General features: G+C 52.0%; 19 protein-coding genes. 13 read left to right on the top strand and 6 right to left on the bottom strand.

Features of this window, described 5'->3' with window-relative positions:
* The first annotated feature begins 139 nt into the window (after positions 1-139).
* Positions 140-1,378: an integrase domain-containing protein gene (locus AAHB08_RS00680; RefSeq protein WP_342057809.1), complete on the top strand. Its 1,239-nt coding sequence runs from the start codon at positions 140-142 to the stop codon at positions 1,376-1,378.
* A gap of 98 nt (positions 1,379-1,476) precedes the next feature.
* Here the strand turns inward: AAHB08_RS00680 and AAHB08_RS00675 are convergent, their stop codons facing one another.
* From AAHB08_RS00675 to AAHB08_RS00665, 3 genes are all read right to left on the bottom strand, one after another.
* Positions 1,477-2,172: an inovirus Gp2 family protein gene (locus tag AAHB08_RS00675; RefSeq protein ID WP_342057808.1), complete on the bottom strand. Its 696-nt coding sequence runs from the start codon at positions 2,170-2,172 to the stop codon at positions 1,477-1,479.
* Between the two features lie 585 nt (positions 2,173-2,757).
* On the bottom strand, positions 2,758-4,296 hold the full coding sequence (locus AAHB08_RS00670) for a YfjI family protein (RefSeq protein ID WP_342057807.1): 1,539 nt from the start codon (positions 4,294-4,296) through the stop codon (positions 2,758-2,760).
* The gene (locus AAHB08_RS00665) at positions 4,293-4,565 is read right to left on the bottom strand and encodes a helix-turn-helix transcriptional regulator (protein ID WP_265455049.1); all 273 of its coding nucleotides are present in this window, start codon (positions 4,563-4,565) and stop codon (positions 4,293-4,295) included. The genes AAHB08_RS00670 and AAHB08_RS00665 overlap by 4 nt, the downstream gene beginning before the upstream one ends.
* Positions 4,566-4,697: 132 nt before the next feature.
* Between AAHB08_RS00665 and AAHB08_RS00660 the strand changes: the two genes are divergently transcribed.
* From AAHB08_RS00660 to AAHB08_RS00645, 4 genes are all read left to right on the top strand, one after another.
* Complete coding sequence (locus AAHB08_RS00660; RefSeq protein ID WP_342057806.1) at positions 4,698-6,416, top strand: hypothetical protein; 1,719 nt, start codon at positions 4,698-4,700, stop codon at positions 6,414-6,416.
* Positions 6,417-6,585: 169 nt separating this feature from the next.
* On the top strand, positions 6,586-7,539 hold the full coding sequence (locus AAHB08_RS00655; protein WP_342057805.1) for a DUF932 domain-containing protein: 954 nt from the start codon (positions 6,586-6,588) through the stop codon (positions 7,537-7,539).
* Between the two features lie 94 nt (positions 7,540-7,633).
* On the top strand, positions 7,634-8,623 hold the full coding sequence (locus AAHB08_RS00650; protein WP_342057804.1) for a YqaJ viral recombinase family nuclease: 990 nt from the start codon (positions 7,634-7,636) through the stop codon (positions 8,621-8,623).
* On the top strand, positions 8,620-9,600 hold the full coding sequence (locus tag AAHB08_RS00645) for a recombination directionality factor (RefSeq protein ID WP_342010048.1): 981 nt from the start codon (positions 8,620-8,622) through the stop codon (positions 9,598-9,600). The genes AAHB08_RS00650 and AAHB08_RS00645 overlap by 4 nt, the downstream gene beginning before the upstream one ends.
* Positions 9,601-9,611: 11 nt before the next feature.
* On the opposite strand, the gene AAHB08_RS00640 is transcribed toward AAHB08_RS00645, so the two are convergent.
* Positions 9,612-9,962 carry a helix-turn-helix domain-containing protein gene (locus AAHB08_RS00640; protein WP_342057803.1) on the bottom strand — a complete coding sequence of 117 codons (351 nt, stop codon included), beginning with the start codon at positions 9,960-9,962 and terminating at the stop codon, positions 9,612-9,614.
* 246 nt (positions 9,963-10,208) lie between these two features.
* Between AAHB08_RS00640 and AAHB08_RS00635 the strand changes: the two genes are divergently transcribed.
* The 8 genes from AAHB08_RS00635 to AAHB08_RS00600 all read left to right on the top strand — a co-directional run bounded on the left by AAHB08_RS00635 (position 10,209) and on the right by AAHB08_RS00600 (position 13,562).
* Positions 10,209-10,532, top strand: coding sequence for a hypothetical protein (locus AAHB08_RS00635; protein WP_123173866.1), 324 nt, complete (start codon positions 10,209-10,211; stop codon positions 10,530-10,532).
* A 12-nt stretch (positions 10,533-10,544) separates the two neighbouring features.
* Positions 10,545-10,994: a hypothetical protein gene (locus tag AAHB08_RS00630; RefSeq protein WP_257700172.1), complete on the top strand. Its 450-nt coding sequence runs from the start codon at positions 10,545-10,547 to the stop codon at positions 10,992-10,994.
* Between the two features lie 83 nt (positions 10,995-11,077).
* Positions 11,078-11,425 (top strand): YkvA family protein, encoded by a 348-nt coding sequence (locus AAHB08_RS00625; RefSeq protein ID WP_257700174.1) that lies wholly within the window; start codon positions 11,078-11,080, stop codon positions 11,423-11,425.
* Between the two features lie 19 nt (positions 11,426-11,444).
* A complete protein-coding gene (locus tag AAHB08_RS00620; protein ID WP_342057802.1) occupies positions 11,445-11,870 on the top strand; it encodes a DUF2787 domain-containing protein in 426 nt (141 codons plus the stop codon).
* 9 nt (positions 11,871-11,879) lie between these two features.
* Positions 11,880-12,290 carry a hypothetical protein gene (locus AAHB08_RS00615; RefSeq protein ID WP_342057801.1) on the top strand — a complete coding sequence of 137 codons (411 nt, stop codon included), beginning with the start codon at positions 11,880-11,882 and terminating at the stop codon, positions 12,288-12,290.
* A complete protein-coding gene (locus AAHB08_RS00610; RefSeq protein WP_342057800.1) occupies positions 12,283-12,540 on the top strand; it encodes a hypothetical protein in 258 nt (85 codons plus the stop codon). The genes AAHB08_RS00615 and AAHB08_RS00610 overlap by 8 nt, the downstream gene beginning before the upstream one ends.
* A 111-nt stretch (positions 12,541-12,651) precedes the next feature.
* Positions 12,652-13,149: a RadC family protein gene (radC, locus tag AAHB08_RS00605; RefSeq protein WP_342057799.1), complete on the top strand. Its 498-nt coding sequence runs from the start codon at positions 12,652-12,654 to the stop codon at positions 13,147-13,149.
* A gap of 95 nt (positions 13,150-13,244) precedes the next feature.
* Positions 13,245-13,562 carry a type IV toxin-antitoxin system YeeU family antitoxin gene (locus AAHB08_RS00600; protein ID WP_342057798.1) on the top strand — a complete coding sequence of 106 codons (318 nt, stop codon included), beginning with the start codon at positions 13,245-13,247 and terminating at the stop codon, positions 13,560-13,562.
* Between the two features lie 135 nt (positions 13,563-13,697).
* On the opposite strand, the gene queE is transcribed toward AAHB08_RS00600, so the two are convergent.
* Both queE and queC read right to left on the bottom strand, forming a co-directional pair.
* Entirely contained in the window at positions 13,698-14,372 is a 675-nt protein-coding gene (queE, locus tag AAHB08_RS00595) for a 7-carboxy-7-deazaguanine synthase QueE (RefSeq protein ID WP_446699492.1), read from the bottom strand.
* A 33-nt stretch (positions 14,373-14,405) separates the two neighbouring features.
* Positions 14,406-15,101, bottom strand: a complete 696-nt coding sequence (gene queC / locus AAHB08_RS00590; RefSeq protein WP_274439455.1) for a 7-cyano-7-deazaguanine synthase QueC — start codon at positions 15,099-15,101, stop codon at positions 14,406-14,408.
* Between the last annotated feature and the right edge of the window lie 235 nt (positions 15,102-15,336).

Below are 15,336 nucleotides of genomic sequence, written 5' to 3'. Positions count from 1 at the left end.
AAGTCCAAGAAACCCGCATAGCATAAGGCTTTGCGGGTTTTTTGTTGTCTTATGCTGTCCAATGGGGTGCGTTGCCATCCAGCCATTTTAGGCATATCGTTAGGCATATCGTTTTGTATGCCTTCCGGAGCGTATGCCTATGCCTCGTATCACCCGCCCATTGTCCCCAACCGAGATCAAAGCAGCCAAGCCCAAAGAGAAGGAATACACCCTCTGTGACGGGGCTGGTCTGGAGCTCGTCATCAAGCCCAATGGCTCCAAGTTGTGGCGCCTGCGTTACTACCGTCCCCTAACTAAACAGCGAAACATGATCAGCTTTGGCTCCTGGCCGGAGATGTCGTTGGCTGACGCGAGAGAGAAGCGCTCCGAAGCTAAAACGTTGCTGCAACAAAACATCGATCCCCAACACCATCGTGACGAGCAGGCATCCGCCGCGTTATCGCTGAGCGAGCATACTTTTGAGGCTGTCGCCAAGCGCTGGTTTGATGTCAAACGCCCTTCCGTCACCCCAGCCTATGCCGAAGATCTCTGGCGTTCGCTCGAAATGTATCTGTTCCCCGAGATCGGCACTGTACCCGTGATGGAGATAAAGGCGCAGAGAGCTATCAAGATCATCGAGCCAATCGCTGCTGCTGGAAAACTTGAAACAGTGCGTCGCCTCACCCAGCGGATGAACGAGATCATGACCTTTGCCGTTAACTCCGGCCTGATCGATGCCAACCCTTGCTCGGGGATCAGCAAGGTGTTTCAACGGCCAGCCAAACAGCACATGCCCAGTATTAACCCCAACCAGTTACCAGAGCTGATGAACCGACTTTCCAAGGCCAGCATCAATTTGCAGACCCGCTGCCTAATCGAATGGAGCCTGCACACCTTGGCTCGCCCCAGCGAGGCGGCCGGAGCAAGGTGGGCAGAGATCGATATAGAAAAGAAACTCTGGCGGATCCCACCAGAGCGAATGAAGAAGCGCAGGGGTCATGACGTGCCCTTGACGCCACAGACACTTTCCTACCTGGAGCTCATGCGCCCCATCAGCGGCCATCGTGAATTTATCTTCCCTGGTATCCGTAATCCTAAAACACACACCAACGAACAAACAGCCAATGCGGCCTTGAAACGAATGGGGTATGAAGGGACCTTGGTCGCTCACGGCCTGCGAGCCTTGGGCAGCACTACCCTTAACGAGAGAGGATTTGATCGAGACGTTATCGAAGCCGCTTTGGCGCACTCTGACAAAGATGAGGTGCGTAGCGCATATAACCGTACGGATTATCTGGAACGACGTAGGGAAATGATGATCTGGTGGTCAGAGCATATTGATGCAGCAGCGAAAACTGGCTCTGCACTGACCTGGTTGCCATCCACAAAAGCAGGTTGAGCATAATTCGGTGAGGTCTCGCAGGAAGTCCTCACCGCCCAATTGCGCGGGTGTGTCCTGAAATTACTGCCCTTTGGCTCTAACCTAAAGAAAAAGAATTAATTGTGAACATTTCCTATCAGGTTACTACGCCCGAAATTACGTTCACCTTCTACTTTCGAGCGTAATTTAAATAAATACCCGATCCTCTCCAAGAATTTATAAAATTTCTCATTGTGCAGGTCAGCATCTCGGCGATCAAATCGATACTCTGCGTCAGCAGGGAAATGCACCAAAGACGCATAATCAGGGTATGCAAGCCTCAATGCTCTGCACCAAGCTTTACGGATACGCGTTGCCATGTTATCCGCATCAAAATTAGAGTAATCACCAAGATAACCGTAGTCATCTCGGTTAAATAGTAGCACCACGTGATAATGAGGGTACTGGCTTGTTACTTGCTCCTTTACCCAGATATAACCCAAGAAGAATCGTTTACCAGTCTGACCCTTACGGTGACGTAACGCCTGTATCTGGCTTTTTAGTGAAGCAAAAAAGCGCGTAATAACCTCTTCCTCTTCTACCTCCGGTGGAAAGCCTGTCGGCATGTCCGGATCATCCATAACTGGTATATGAGGGAAACGTAGATCAACGCGTACAGCAAACACTCGCGGATGTTTACTCAAAAAGCCGGCAATCACCTCCACGGATGTTTTCAACTGCTCAAAGGATATTTCACCATACTTGGCCTCAGCCACAACTCGCAAGTTGTCTAGCTCGTTGCCTATTAAATAATATCCGCCATTTGATTTCATATACGGCCCTATGATTTACATGGAACACCCATACCAATTGGTTAGATGCTCAGGTGACAGTACTCATCGTCATTAATGAGGACCGCTGCGTAAAACTTTACGGTCAACTGATACCTTGCTCTCTTATCAAACCACTAGGTTGATATACCAACCTGCATTTAGCACTCTGTGCTTTGCATATGCTGCGCTATGTCGATGTATACGGCTAATTGCTTGTATCTGACGTACAAGCCCGATGTGTATCTGATTGGCATACACTTCGTGTGTATATCACATGCTCTCGTTGGTATACCCTGTGATACACTCTGACGGTGTATCACTCTCTCCCTCGATATATCTCCTACACCCTCTACCTTGTTATACACCTTGGTGTATATATTACTATTACCGAACTTAGCGACCGCCTAAATCACCGGGGAACACGTGATTATTTTAAATAAAACCCCAGTAATACCGGTTATTAAGGCAAGAAAATTACTCTGAACTTAGCTTGCCCTCTAATTTCTGGTTGCCATCATAAAACCACGCAGATTATTGCAAAGTGACCGTGATAGATATAGCTAGAGCTAGACCCTTATTTTAAGCTTAAATCCCGGTCACGATGCCGTTATTCTGGCTGATGTGGACGAACCAAGTTCTTTTGACTTTATAAACTTGTACCTTCCCCTTCATCTGCAAGCGCTCCAGCGTTCGAGTCAGACGCTGACTATCACGGAGTCGATTCGGGCCATGCTGGCGAATATAATTCTTAGGGATATCGAGATAATTAAAGCGGCGATGGTTTGCTTGCAGCCAGGTTTCCAATTTCACTTCATCTTCCATCTCTTCTGGCAAAGCGTCATCAGCCATCAGGTGAATAAATGAATCCAGATAGTAGCTAGCCAACTGAATCGCCGCGTGCATAGTGTGCTCAGATATGACTACATTACCCGTTACAAACGCCTCCAGCACTCCCGCGATCCTCGCCACGTGCTCAAGTTGCTTGGATGCGTAATCACGATATTCATACAAAGCGCCAGATGGACCACTCATCGATTCAATGCGGTTGTATTCAAGTGCCCATCTGTGGGCAGCCTCTGGAGAAAGCGTCAGGCAAACTCGTTCAGCATTTTTATCACGACGTTGAATGCTTTCGTTCAAACGCGTCATTACCCGTGTATGGAACCAGACTAAAGGATCGCTGGTCGCCGTTTTCGTTATCGCCCCACGTTCAAACCGCAAACCGATAGTGGAACTCGGCTGACACAACAGTGTTCTGGCAAAAAAACCGGAGGCCCGTGCTCGCAGCCCCTGACGGGCGACATATTCTTTGAACAGCGCAGGTTGTACCATTAGCATCGTGCCAAAACGTGCATCGGTGATGCGGAACATCTCCCCGTTCGCACGATCTACCTCGATTGGTTGAGCGCTCCATAGAGAGTTCAACAAAGGCGTATCATGGAGTAGCTCACCATTGAGGATGCTGCCAGCCTCGTCCGAGAGCAAAACAAGAGACGGATTGCTCTTCCCCAAAGCCTGCTTGACTGCTGCTCTGGTGACATCACTCACTAACAGACGCTTACGCTGCGGTGGGAGCGGTTGCTGAAGCAGGCAATTTTCCAATTGCTGTTTAGCCAACTTCGAAGGCTCTCCTTTGGTCACGGCCTGTTGGAAGGCTTTCTCCAATGCCTTCTGTTCACTTTGCCAGAGACGCTGCGCCACATTGTACTGCTTTTTTTCCTCTTGGTACTGCAACTCCAACTCAGCTTCGAGGTCACGAATAGGCTTCATGAGCAGCTTATCGACCGTGGACTTACGCTCCCCGGATTCCGCCAGCACAACCTGATACAGGGATATGGGAAAGCGCAGGGGGGCCTTAGGTGAGATGTCAAACAAGTCCTGACAGCACAGTGCCATCCCACCGAGCAACGAGGAAGCAAGCAAATCCGGCGATGCTTGTGTCTCCTGTTGCAGATAAGCAATGACCTCGCGTAACTCGTTAGGCAGTACGTAGACAGGGAAAGTGAGTAAAGGCAAGCGCAGTGGCTTTGCCTCAACTATCTGCTGAGGTATCTTCAGAGGGGCAATTTGCGGCGTAATGGGCCCTAGCGCTATGGGTTTAAAAGACAGCTGATTACTCATCATGCTTGGTCCTCCTGTGCCGACATCGGATTAGCTTGGGGGCGAGAATCAATCCAGGCCTGAACCGCGCGCGAGCTCCAGCCAACCGAGGCTGCGCCCAATCGGATTGCTCGAGGGAAGCTGGGGTCATAACGAGGCGACTTCACGTTCATCCAGTCGTAGAGGGTAGATGGGCTCACACCGGTGGTCTTGCTCAATTCCTTCATTCGCAAAATCCGGTCAATAAGCTCGGCATGGGAAATTACTTCTGATTTGTTCATTACATTGCGCATCTGTGACTCCAGTCGCTGGGGGTTGAGCGGCACAATGTATAAAATCATTATCAAATTAATGACGGCAATTTTGCAGAGGCAAGGGAGCTATGTCTTTAAAGGAAGTAAAAACAATAGGTTATGATTTTTTTTGTGGATCATTTGCTATGGGCGTTAGATCTGTACGATGGCGATAGAAATGCTCGGTTGAAGGAGAAGCGAAGCTACACCAGCAAACAAGATATCTACATTGATGAACTTCACGAGAAGCTCATGCAGGCCCTTTGCACCCAAGGCGAAAGCACCACCATACTCGTTAATGGTTTGTTGGATTTTAGTGAGGTGGCCGCCTCCTATATACTCTCGAAGCCCGTCATTGCGCCCTTAAGTAAAGAACAGATAAACCAGCGCTATGCCAAGCACATCTTGTGCCCACTACTGGTCGCCTATATGGAAATCTTCAGTGAGTTTCATGATGAGTCTCCGTTCATGCGGCATCTAGATGCTCTGCTGTCATCAACAAATGAGAAGGGAGTTGCCTTCGCTGCTCGCAAGATGTTGCTGTCTATCCTCGCGACTCCGGAATGCGAACATTATCGTGAAGAGTTGACGGAGTTTATCCGGGATATCCGGCCAGATAGGACACAACGACGTGCGACCATCGAGCAAAAAATTCGCTTAGCCAAAACCACTTGCAATGGCATCGACAAGCCAGAAGAAAAGCAAAAAAGCGTGATACGACTTACAACGCTTCAGGAAGCGTATACAGCATGCATGGCAGCAATTTATTTTGACATTAAGACTGGATTGGGTTGCCATCTCGCCAATCTGCATAAAATTTCATTAACTGAAAAAATGGCGATTTCTGACATCCGTGTTAGTTCATTAAGCAGTAGCATAATAACATTCATTGCGACCAAACAACATATCGATAGCGCACTACCAAAAGAAACCAAAGTGCATCTCGATAAATTATGGGAAACTGCTGTAAAAGGCGTTCCACTGATAACGAACCTGTACACAACACAAAACATCAACACAATATTTTACTTACTAGGAAAACCAAGTTCTTCAATAGGAATAATAACAGACCACAAAAAATCAGAAAAATTTTTTGACCGTGTCGTGACACAAGAAAAAATGTGCTATCTCAAGCCGTACGCGGTGATGCTACAGGTGCTATACCACATAAAAAATGAGCGAGTGCAAGAAGCACTGGATTTATTAGAAAGTGAAGGCACATCTTTACTTGATGGTTTGATAGGCTTCCCATCTTATTATGCCGCTGTTTTATATCTTGGTTTAAAAATAAAAACAAATCCTCTTAAACTGAAAAATGGAAACCTTAATGAATTAATAAAAATCATTCTCGACACACAGGCACTATATGCTGACATTCGGATCGATTCAGCATACCTGCTTGACATGGAGTTTGAATCATTTTTTTCTGACAGTTACACTCACACAATCCTTCGCAGCATAAAAGCATACAACTCAATTATATCAACTAACCTGGGGTCGCACCAAAACCGCTCTCGTTTATCGATTGTTGACACATGGGATGGCGTGGAAGCCTGGTTAGAAAAAACACACGTCAATTTAATTGATGTGCCCACTGAGGAGAGAGCAGATGTTATGAAGTCACTTTTCACAAAAGCGGACAAAGAAAAATCATTCATCACCTACCTGTCCAACTCTACTTTGTATCACTGTGTGAGAGAATTGGATGGTTTTCTCTTCTACCTACCAATTTCGGCTGAAAATCACCCTTACACTCATCGAGTTCGTCAGGATATAGAGTACAGAAAAGATTTACTGCTGGCACTCAACCCTGAGCAATATGCAAAAGATTCAATACACGAACTGGCATGATTTTCTGCTATCCCGCTACTAGTAGCAATTGTAGCGGGAATTATCGCATATCAAATGCATTGACTTTTTTTTCGTTCATGTGAGTGAAAGCCCTCCCCCTGTATGGTCAACTCCAAAACTTCTCACACCTATATTCCCTTATTGAATCGATACAATATAGGATGAAAATATGGCTCACTTAATTGACACAATGGCTTACACCGGCCAAACCCCTTGGCATGGCCTTGGCAATATATTGCCGCCACGGCAATCTTTGGATATCTGGCTACAGGCTGCCGGGATGAATTGGACTATCGAGCAGAGTGACGTAATGTTTAACATTGCCTCCGATGCACTCCATATTCGCCCTTATTCAGACAGCAAAGTTTTGTACCGCTCTGATAATCTGGAGCCTCTATCCGTCGTCTCTCGCCGATATAATGTGGTACAGCCTCATGAGGTGCTGCACTTTTATCAAGATCTGGTAGAAGTGGGCGGCTTTGAGTTGGAAACTGCAGGTTCGCTCAAGGGCGGCCGCAAATTATGGGCGCTGGCTAAAACAGGTCAAGATATGAAACTGAAAGGTGGCGACAGGGTAAAATCATACCTGCTGCTTGCCACCAGTTGTGATGGTACGCTGTGCACCACAGCACAATTTACCTCGCTACGAGTTGTCTGCAATAACACCTTGAAAATAGCACTACGGGATAATAATGGGGCGATCAAGGTTCCCCACTCAACCCAATTTAATGCTGCTGCCGTCAAAGAGGCATTGGGCCTTGGTATGGCAAATTGGGATCGTTTCCAACAAGAGATGACATCGTTGAGCAATCGTCCGGTATCACCCGTGGAAGCCCTTAATTTCTTCGGTGAGCGACTCAATGATCCGGCTGGCAATGATGAGAATATTATTCTCAGCCGTCCCGCCCAAAAACTGCACGAGCTGTATATGGGCGCAGGCATGGGCTCAGAACTTGCCAGTTCCCGCAATACCGCCTGGGGGCTGGTCAATGCGGTAACGGAATACGTGGATCACCACCGCCGTGCCCGCAGCCAAGATCACCGGCTCGATTCCGCCTGGTTTGGTCAGGGCGCCCAACTCAAATCCCAAGCCCTGAATCAGGCACTCACTCTGCTGCAGTAATTCCTCTTCCCTCTCTAAACCGCATAACGACCTCACCCGGACTGGCGCAAGCCAATCCGGGCGTTGCCATTTATGCCGTCAACAAGGAGTCGTCATGAAAGCAAAAGCCAAATACGGCCAAGCCCTGCGGCTGGCCTCCACTACCCAATTAACCCGCGAGCAGTGGCTCGCTATCCGCAAACTCGGCATTGGCTCCTCCGATGCCGCCGTGGCAGTGGGGCTCTCCCCCTACAAATGCCCGCTCAGCCTTTGGCTGGAGAAGACCGGCCGCAAGGAGCCGGAGGATATCTCACACAAGGAAGCGGTACTGTGGGGCATCGAGCTCGAACCTGTGCTGGCACAGGTCTATGCCAAACGCACCGGCTACAAGGTGCGCCGGGTCAATGCGGTGCTGCAACACCCCGAACAACCCTTCATGCTCGCCAACCTCGACCGGGAGGTGGTCGGGCATCCCGATGGGCCGGGCATTCTGGAGATCAAGACCGCCAGCTATCACAGCGCCCCCCAGTGGGAGGAAGGGGTGCCGGTGGCTTACCAGTGTCAGGTTCTGCATCAACTGGCCGTCACCGGTCATGCCTGGGCTGAGGTGGCTGTGCTGATCGGCGGCCAGGATTTTCGGATTTACCGCATCGAGCGCGATGAGGAGAAGATCCAGGAGCTCACCGAACGGGAAGCGCTGTTCTGGCAGATGGTGCAACAAGACCAGCAGCCCGAGCCTGACGGCTCCAGTGATGCCGCCAATGCCCTGAGCTGGCTCTTCCCCCGTGACGATGGCCAGACGGTGGATCTCTCCGATTCTCCCGAGTTCAACAAGCTGTTTGGCGAGCTATTGCAAGTGCGTCAGCAAAAGGAAGCTGTCGAGCTGCAAGAGTCACAACTCAAGCAGCGGCTGCAAGCCACTTTGGGTGAAGCGACAGCCGGGCTATTTGCCGATGGCAAGATCACCTGGAAGCGCAGTAAAGACCGGCTGGCACCGGATCTGGATAAGCTCGGTCAGGATCATCCCGACCTGCTCACCCGCTACGTCAAACCGGTGCCCGGCGTGCGCCGTTTCACCATTCAACCCTTGAGGCAAACATCATGATCAAAGGACTGGCAATAACCCCACCCGTGATCGGGCGGATCTGCATCGGCAAGCTGGTGCAAAAACAGGATAAGTGGGTACCGGAGAAGGACGACAGCTTCACCCTCACCACCCAGGTACAACAAAAAGGGGGATGGTTGCTCCATCCCCTGCATCAACACTACTCATCGCAAAAGAGTGCCCAAGGGCAAGAGCAAACCAAGATCCGCGCCATTCCGGTGCGGGTGCTGTTCAACGATAGCGACTTGAATCTGCGGGCGGAATACAGCGCCTTTGACCGACAAACCGGCAGGCCGCTCTGTGTCGGTAATGGGGAAGTGGCAAGACGCGTGGGGGCGCAAGGCATGGAAGAGGTCAGTTGCCCTGGACCAGAGCGCTGCGCCTTTGCCGGGCAACAGGGTTGCAAGCTGTACGGGCGACTGAACCTGTTTGTGGAAGGACAAGGGGATGAGCTGGGCAGCTTTATCTTCCGCACCACCGGCTACAACTCGGTACGCACCCTGGCGGCGCGACTGAAGTACCTGGAGGCAGTGAGCGGGGGCAATACCCGCTATCTGCCGCTCACCCTGCGGTTGCGGGCCAAGAGCACTACCCAGTCCTACCGCACACCGGTCTACTACGTGGATTTAACCTTGCGGGAGGAAACCAACCTGACCGAGGCAGTCAGGCTCGCACAGGAGGCGGCCCAGCGTGACCAAGAGGCAGGCTTGGCTATCGAGCAGATGGAGCAGGCCGCTCGTGAGTTGCTGCGTAACGGCCAGTTTGAGGATATCGATGAAGAGGTACCGATGCTGCTGGAGGAGTTCTATCCCGAAGCAAACAGCGACGATACGGCGAATGGAAACGTAGGGGCAGTGGAGGTTGCCTCGCATAACGCACCGCAAAGCCAAGCAACCAGAATGCCGCAGAGGCCACAACCAAGAAGGAGTCCGCTCACCAACAAATTGGGGAAAGGGAACCCATCCCCTCCCCAGTGAATGGCGGGTGATCAGCGGGGACGAGACAACCTCTCCACCAACCGTTCTACCGTTTCCAGCAACAGGGTTCGGTCGGCATCATCGAGCCGGGCCAGTTGCTGGCTCAGCACAATGCCCTGTTCGGTCGGGCGGTTACTGGTCTCGCGCAGAAAATCCGCCAGCTCACAGTCAAACAGCTGAGCGAGCTCCGCCAGCCGCACCACGGTCGGCACCACAATTCCCCGCTCCATTCGAGAGACGGCTTCCATCCCGATATTGAGGTGTTCAGCCACCAGCTCTTGCGTGAATCCGGCTTGGGTGCGCTTGTGGCTAATCGCCTTGCCGACGCTCTTGGCTAACAGCTTAAGGTTGATGTCTGTCATGGTTCCTCCAGTCAACCCGTATGGTTGACCATAGACCCATTGACGGCAAGGACTCAAAAAGGTGAGTATCGACCTAGTTGGTTGCAATCGGTTGTGAATCGACGATCGCTACGCTGACCGACTCACCGACAACGAACATCAATCCTCGTTTGTGGCATCCCCTCCCATCTCGGGTAAAGCGCTTTTACGCGAGCGGTTTGGGCGACTGCCATTGTTACTATTGCTCTGTTACATAAGGAAAAGTACATGGCTCGTTATCCCGTTATTGCCTCCCTCTTTTTTCTCGTCGTCACCATTTATTCACTCTGGACCGGTAGCTCCCCACAGCTCGGGTTCTGGGGCCATATCTGGCACTTTGTCTTTGGCTCGCTGTTTACCTCACTTGGCCTGATGGGAGGGGAATTGTTCCGCCGCTTTACCCAGCCAGACATGCTGTTTGCTGACGGCGCACAGGAGATGTTCAAGAAGAAGCTGTTTTGGAAAGTTGGTCCCCAGCTCATCGGGGGCGTGGTGGGCTACATCGCGGCAGGTGGCTTTTTACAAAATGTGTTGGGTTACTACGTTGGATAAGGAGAGTTAACCATGAACAAATGTTGGATCACGTTGACAGCCATCCTGCTATGCAACAACGCCCTGGCCTATGGCGAGGCTGGACGCTGGAGCAGTGGCTGGGGTCAGGGCACCAGCGAATACACGGCGGTGGTCGACGAACAGAACCATCTCTATATCGCCTGTAATGACACCCGCAAAGTCAGCATGACGGCCACCGTGCAGGGCAAGGAGTATGGCTCTTATGCTGGGCAGGCTTTCTCCATCATCGTCGATGGCAGCCAATACGATGCGCCCTATGAGACCGAGTCCCGTGTCGGTGAGAACAATTTCTTCGACATGTGGGGCAAGCTGCGCAAGGCCAAGTCGATCAGCATTTTAACGGCTGACGGCAAGCAACTCGCACTGCCAACCAAAGAGGTCGCATCTGTACTGCCCGCCACTAATACCCCTGAGTTTGACTGCTTGATGTGGGACGAATAGCTCACATCCATTCCCATCCAAGAGGAGGCATTTACCTCCTCTTTTTATTTCTGCAATTCACCCACCCGTGAAGGAGACGCACTATGCCACCCTGCATTCCCCCTGAATGCGAGCCGTTCGATCACACAGGCTTTTGGCACAAACTTTGGGCCTTTGCCAAACGGGCCGGTCGGCCCTTTATTGAGACCTGCCTTTTGCTCTACTACACCAGCCAGAAGGATGATCTGCCGCTTTGGGCCAAACTGCTGATCTACAGTGCGCTGGCTTACTTTATCTCACCGATCGATGCGATCCCAGACGTGTTGCCGATGGGACTCACCGATGACATCGCGGTACTCAGTGCGGCGCTCGCCAGCATTACCGCCTTTATCGATGAACAGATCCGTGCCCGTGTGGCCAGAAAAATGCGCGAGTTGTTCGGCCAAGATTAACCCCCACAAGGAGTACACCATGACCATTCCCTTTTTTCGGGACGGCTTTGCCCTGCCCGTTGACCAAGCATTGCTGGTTCTGCTCGACCAGGAAGTCACTAAAACTGAGCTCAATCTTGAGCGCTTAACCCAACTGACCTTCAACTTTCGCAACCCCGGCTACAGTGCCGAGCAAGGCGGCGTGCACCCGGTCGAGATCCGCCTGATCCGTGCGCTCGATGGCTGGCTATTCGATTACGTCACCGATTTCAGCTACCAGGGGCTGGGCCATGATGCTGATCTCTGCAAGGAGCTCGATTTCAACTTCCTCGATGGGGAACACACCATGTTGGGCTGGGGACCGCTGCGGCTGGCCGAAGCGCGGGAGTTGTTCGACATCTGGCAGAGCAACTTTATTGCCTACTGCCGGTTGGAATGCTTCAGCGTCACGGTCGCAGGAGATTAGGAGGACACGATGAGCCAAGAATTAGCGCTCTCCCACTACTCACGTCAGTGGCTGGGACAAGTCGCCGCCAACGCCAAGCCAACCCCCACCCACAGTGGTCAGCGTTGGCTGCTGCACCTGACCCCGGATAACCCAAAAGCCCGCACAGTCACCTTACAAGTGCGCTGGTCTGGGTCGCTATGGCAACTGATCTCCCTCACCAATGCCGAGGACTGGCACACCATGAGCCAGCCGGTGGATGAGATCTGCATCGACCCCAAGCGCCGTTGTTTTTGGCACTGCCAAGCAGGACCAGTCCCGCTCAACGAGCAACCCCGCGTGCTGGCCAACTTTCTGAGCGACCTGCAGCGCATCTGCATCCATCGCGGCTATGCCGTGGCGAGTGACCCCATCCCCGACAAGGAGATTGAAAATGATTAATGCTGTGCTCGCCATCGAGCTGGAGGCTTACCTTGAACGTAATGGCCAGGTTGAAGCAGTGCATGACCAAGGCCAGCCGGTGGACGGTTATGCCCTCTACCTACGCTATGAAAACGAACGGGGTGACGCACTGGCGCAATGGCTGTGCGATCACCCGGATCACTACTGGCTAACACGGGTAGGTAACTTGCTCGCCACCAGTTACCACATTCCGCTGCACGACTACACCCCGCACACCCTGGCGGCCTGAACACCGCCAGCCAATCCTGCTGTCACACCCCATTCAGTAACCCATTAACCAACTACCTCGCCTACCCTGCCGCATCCAACGCGGTGGGACGATGGTGTATGGAGCCTAATCATGTTGCATCAAAAACTCACCGCCGGGGAGCAACCCGGCACCTACCGGGTGACTGACCTTGTCACTGACGATGACCTGCTCACCATCGCCCAAGCTGTTGCCCGGCAGAAAATGGCCAAGGGAGAAGCTATTACCGATAAACACTTGGCCCATCAGGCCCTGCAAGGGCTGCTGCAAACACGGGATCGTGAAGTTTTTGCGGCACTGTTCCTCGATAACCAACACCGGATCCTGGCCTACGAGGAGTTGTTCCTTGGCACCCTATCCGCTGCGACCGTCTACCCCCGCGATGTCGTCAAGCGGGCACTGCACCACAATGTTGCCGCCCTGATGCTGGTGCATAACCACCCGTCGGGATACCCGGAACCCAGCCGGGCAGATATCGAGATCACCCTGCGCCTACAGGATGCCCTGGCACTGGTGGATATCCGGATTTTGGATCATCTGGTCGTCGGTACTGAGGGAGTGGTGTCGCTGGCAGAACGAGGGAATTTGTAACTGCCACGCCGGTCAAGAGGCCCGTTCATGGAGGAAGAAGGCATGGCCAGCAGTGAGCTCTACGACGACTTACCATCATTAGGAGTACACAGAAAATGGGAACCATAGGCAGTTGGGGATTACATACCCAAGTTCAACCACGTTTTGGCGCACGTGCCATTGTCGAGCGCTGCGGGGTCTCACTGCTATGGGATCGCAGCGGCGTCTATGGCAATGCTGACGAGCAGTGGCTTACCGATATCGACACCGTTTTACCGGGGTTTATTGAGCGTCTTAGCAAGCTCTTTCAACAAGGAGAACTGCTGAGCGACCAAGATAAATTGGTGACGTTGAGGCAGGGGGATTGGGTCTGCCTGGCCAATCCAAGGGCCAGCTATGGTTACCTCTATCTGGATGTCTACCGGCAAGTTTAGTGTTCAAGGCACGAAGGCATAAACCGACACAGAGGGTGAGCATGTAGCTCACCCTCTACCTGAGACTTATTTTCTTGGTTGACGACAAACCACAACAGCCACGATTCACCAGGCGGTACTGGTTGACCACTACAATTAATCGATATGAATATATTTGTGTACTTGTACTGAAAGCCTCCAGTTACGTTCGATACACACACTTATAGCCAGTTCTGTCGCTAGTTTTTTTTGACTGATTGGTTGTAGAGCAATTTGTACGTCCGGGCGCAGATCAGCAAATTGCAGTAAAGTATCAAGCTCCTCGATGTGGTGCTCAGTTGCAACCGGATGCTTTATCTCGTTGGCTCGTGACAAGGCCTGGGGCAAAACGGTAAGCCCACCCTTCATTCCGATCTTAGGGGAAACGGTCACCCAGGCCTCTTCATGAACCCGCACCTCCAGAGTACCACTGGTTTCGACTTGCACACTGAAACCCTCGGCTAGTAGCAGGGTAGAAAGTTCGCTCAGATCATACAGGCAAGGTTCACCACCTGTGATGACCACGTGGCGAGCCGAGTAGCCGAGACGTTTGAGGCTCTCACGGATCTCGACTGCACACATGGAACTCCAGGCATCCGACTCGCTGGAGAGATCGAGTATCTGACAACTCGGCACTCGACGCTCGGGATCAACCACCCAAGTATGACGGGTATCGCACCAGGAGCAGCCCACCGGACAGCCCTGCAGGCGCACGAAGATAGCGGGAAGTCCAGTATGAACCCCCTCTCCCTGTATAGTCTGGAAGATTTCGTTAATCGGGTAATGAATCATCAATGTCTGTCTGAAAGGGTGAAAATGACCGACTCAGGAAGCCGATACCAATTTGGCCGCGAGGCGGATACGAACTGCCGGCCCCTGCGCCATGTACTCTTCGAGACCCTTTGCTCGCAGTAGGCAGGCGGGGCACTCGCCGCAACCGTCCCCTTGAATGCCGTTATAGCAGGTCAATGTGTGACGACGAACCGTCTCAAGGTGGCCGCAGCGGTCGGCCAGCGCCCAGGTCTCTGCCTTGTCTAGCCACATCAGTGGCGTTTCGAAGCGCACCGGCCTATCCATTCCCAACACCACGGCTTGGTTGAGCGCCTTAACAAACTCATTACGGCAATCGGGGTAACCAGAAAAATCAGTTTCGCACACGCCGGTGATGACCGCTTCGGCCCCCACCTGATAGGCGTAGATGGCTGAAAGGGTGAGAAACAGGATGTTACGCCCTGGCACGAAGGTATTGGGCAAGCCGTTATGCTGCAGTTCACGACTGACTGGGATCTCATCCCGGGTCAAGGAGGAGAGAGCCAACTCCCCGAGCAGGCCTACATCCATGACCTTATGGGCCTTAACTCCCAGTTGTGCAGCCAAAGTACGGGCGACCTCGATCTCGGCCAAGTGACGTTGACCATAGTTGAAGGTGATAGCATGAACTTCATCATAAACTTGCTGGGCCTGTATCAGGCAAGTAGTACTATCCTGACCACCACTGAATACAACAACGGCAACTCTCATCTAAATCCCCCCCCCTATCTCAAGAAAACGAGCCGACAAAGGTCGCATGAGCAAATGTTTGCGTGCCTAAATGCTGTGCTGCAAATGTGGTTAACCATCTCTGTAATCTCTATCACTAGCGGTGGGTGTTGAATGGAATCGACAACCAAACCATGCAGCCTCCATTGAGACCCCATAAGTCATCGATAGAGTAAGAGAGCGTACCAAAAAATACTTGTAAAAACTACTTGATTCC

Origin of the sequence: Aeromonas sp. OTU364, assembly GCF_038440395.1 — a bacterium.
GTDB lineage: Bacteria > Pseudomonadota > Gammaproteobacteria > Enterobacterales > Aeromonadaceae > Aeromonas.
The sequence above is the reverse complement of the archived record's forward strand: the minus strand, read 5'-3'. Positions and strand labels throughout refer to the sequence as shown.

Excerpts from the sequence above, each read along its gene's own strand:
- AAHB08_RS00630 (WP_257700172.1), top strand. The coding sequence starts at position 10,545 with ATGAACAAATGTTGGATCACGTTGACAGCCATCCTGCTATGCAACAAC.
- queC (WP_274439455.1), bottom strand. The coding sequence starts at position 15,101 with ATGAGAGTTGCCGTTGTTGTATTCAGTGGTGGTCAGGATAGTACTACT.
- queE (WP_446699492.1), bottom strand. The coding sequence starts at position 14,372 with ATGATTCATTACCCGATTAACGAAATCTTCCAGACTATACAGGGAGAG.
- AAHB08_RS00600 (WP_342057798.1), top strand. The coding sequence starts at position 13,245 with ATGGGAACCATAGGCAGTTGGGGATTACATACCCAAGTTCAACCACGT.
- AAHB08_RS00625 (WP_257700174.1), top strand. The coding sequence starts at position 11,078 with ATGCCACCCTGCATTCCCCCTGAATGCGAGCCGTTCGATCACACAGGC.
- AAHB08_RS00645 (WP_342010048.1), top strand. The coding sequence starts at position 8,620 with ATGATCAAAGGACTGGCAATAACCCCACCCGTGATCGGGCGGATCTGC.
- AAHB08_RS00650 (WP_342057804.1), top strand. The coding sequence starts at position 7,634 with ATGAAAGCAAAAGCCAAATACGGCCAAGCCCTGCGGCTGGCCTCCACT.
- AAHB08_RS00615 (WP_342057801.1), top strand. The coding sequence starts at position 11,880 with ATGAGCCAAGAATTAGCGCTCTCCCACTACTCACGTCAGTGGCTGGGA.
- AAHB08_RS00620 (WP_342057802.1), top strand. The coding sequence starts at position 11,445 with ATGACCATTCCCTTTTTTCGGGACGGCTTTGCCCTGCCCGTTGACCAA.
- AAHB08_RS00675 (WP_342057808.1), bottom strand. The coding sequence starts at position 2,172 with ATGAAATCAAATGGCGGATATTATTTAATAGGCAACGAGCTAGACAAC.
- AAHB08_RS00610 (WP_342057800.1), top strand. The coding sequence starts at position 12,283 with ATGATTAATGCTGTGCTCGCCATCGAGCTGGAGGCTTACCTTGAACGT.
- AAHB08_RS00635 (WP_123173866.1), top strand. The coding sequence starts at position 10,209 with ATGGCTCGTTATCCCGTTATTGCCTCCCTCTTTTTTCTCGTCGTCACC.
- AAHB08_RS00670 (WP_342057807.1), bottom strand. The coding sequence starts at position 4,296 with ATGATGAGTAATCAGCTGTCTTTTAAACCCATAGCGCTAGGGCCCATT.
- AAHB08_RS00655 (WP_342057805.1), top strand. The coding sequence starts at position 6,586 with ATGGCTCACTTAATTGACACAATGGCTTACACCGGCCAAACCCCTTGG.
- AAHB08_RS00640 (WP_342057803.1), bottom strand. The coding sequence starts at position 9,962 with ATGACAGACATCAACCTTAAGCTGTTAGCCAAGAGCGTCGGCAAGGCG.
- AAHB08_RS00680 (WP_342057809.1), top strand. The coding sequence starts at position 140 with ATGCCTCGTATCACCCGCCCATTGTCCCCAACCGAGATCAAAGCAGCC.
- AAHB08_RS00665 (WP_265455049.1), bottom strand. The coding sequence starts at position 4,565 with ATGCGCAATGTAATGAACAAATCAGAAGTAATTTCCCATGCCGAGCTT.
- radC (WP_342057799.1), top strand. The coding sequence starts at position 12,652 with ATGTTGCATCAAAAACTCACCGCCGGGGAGCAACCCGGCACCTACCGG.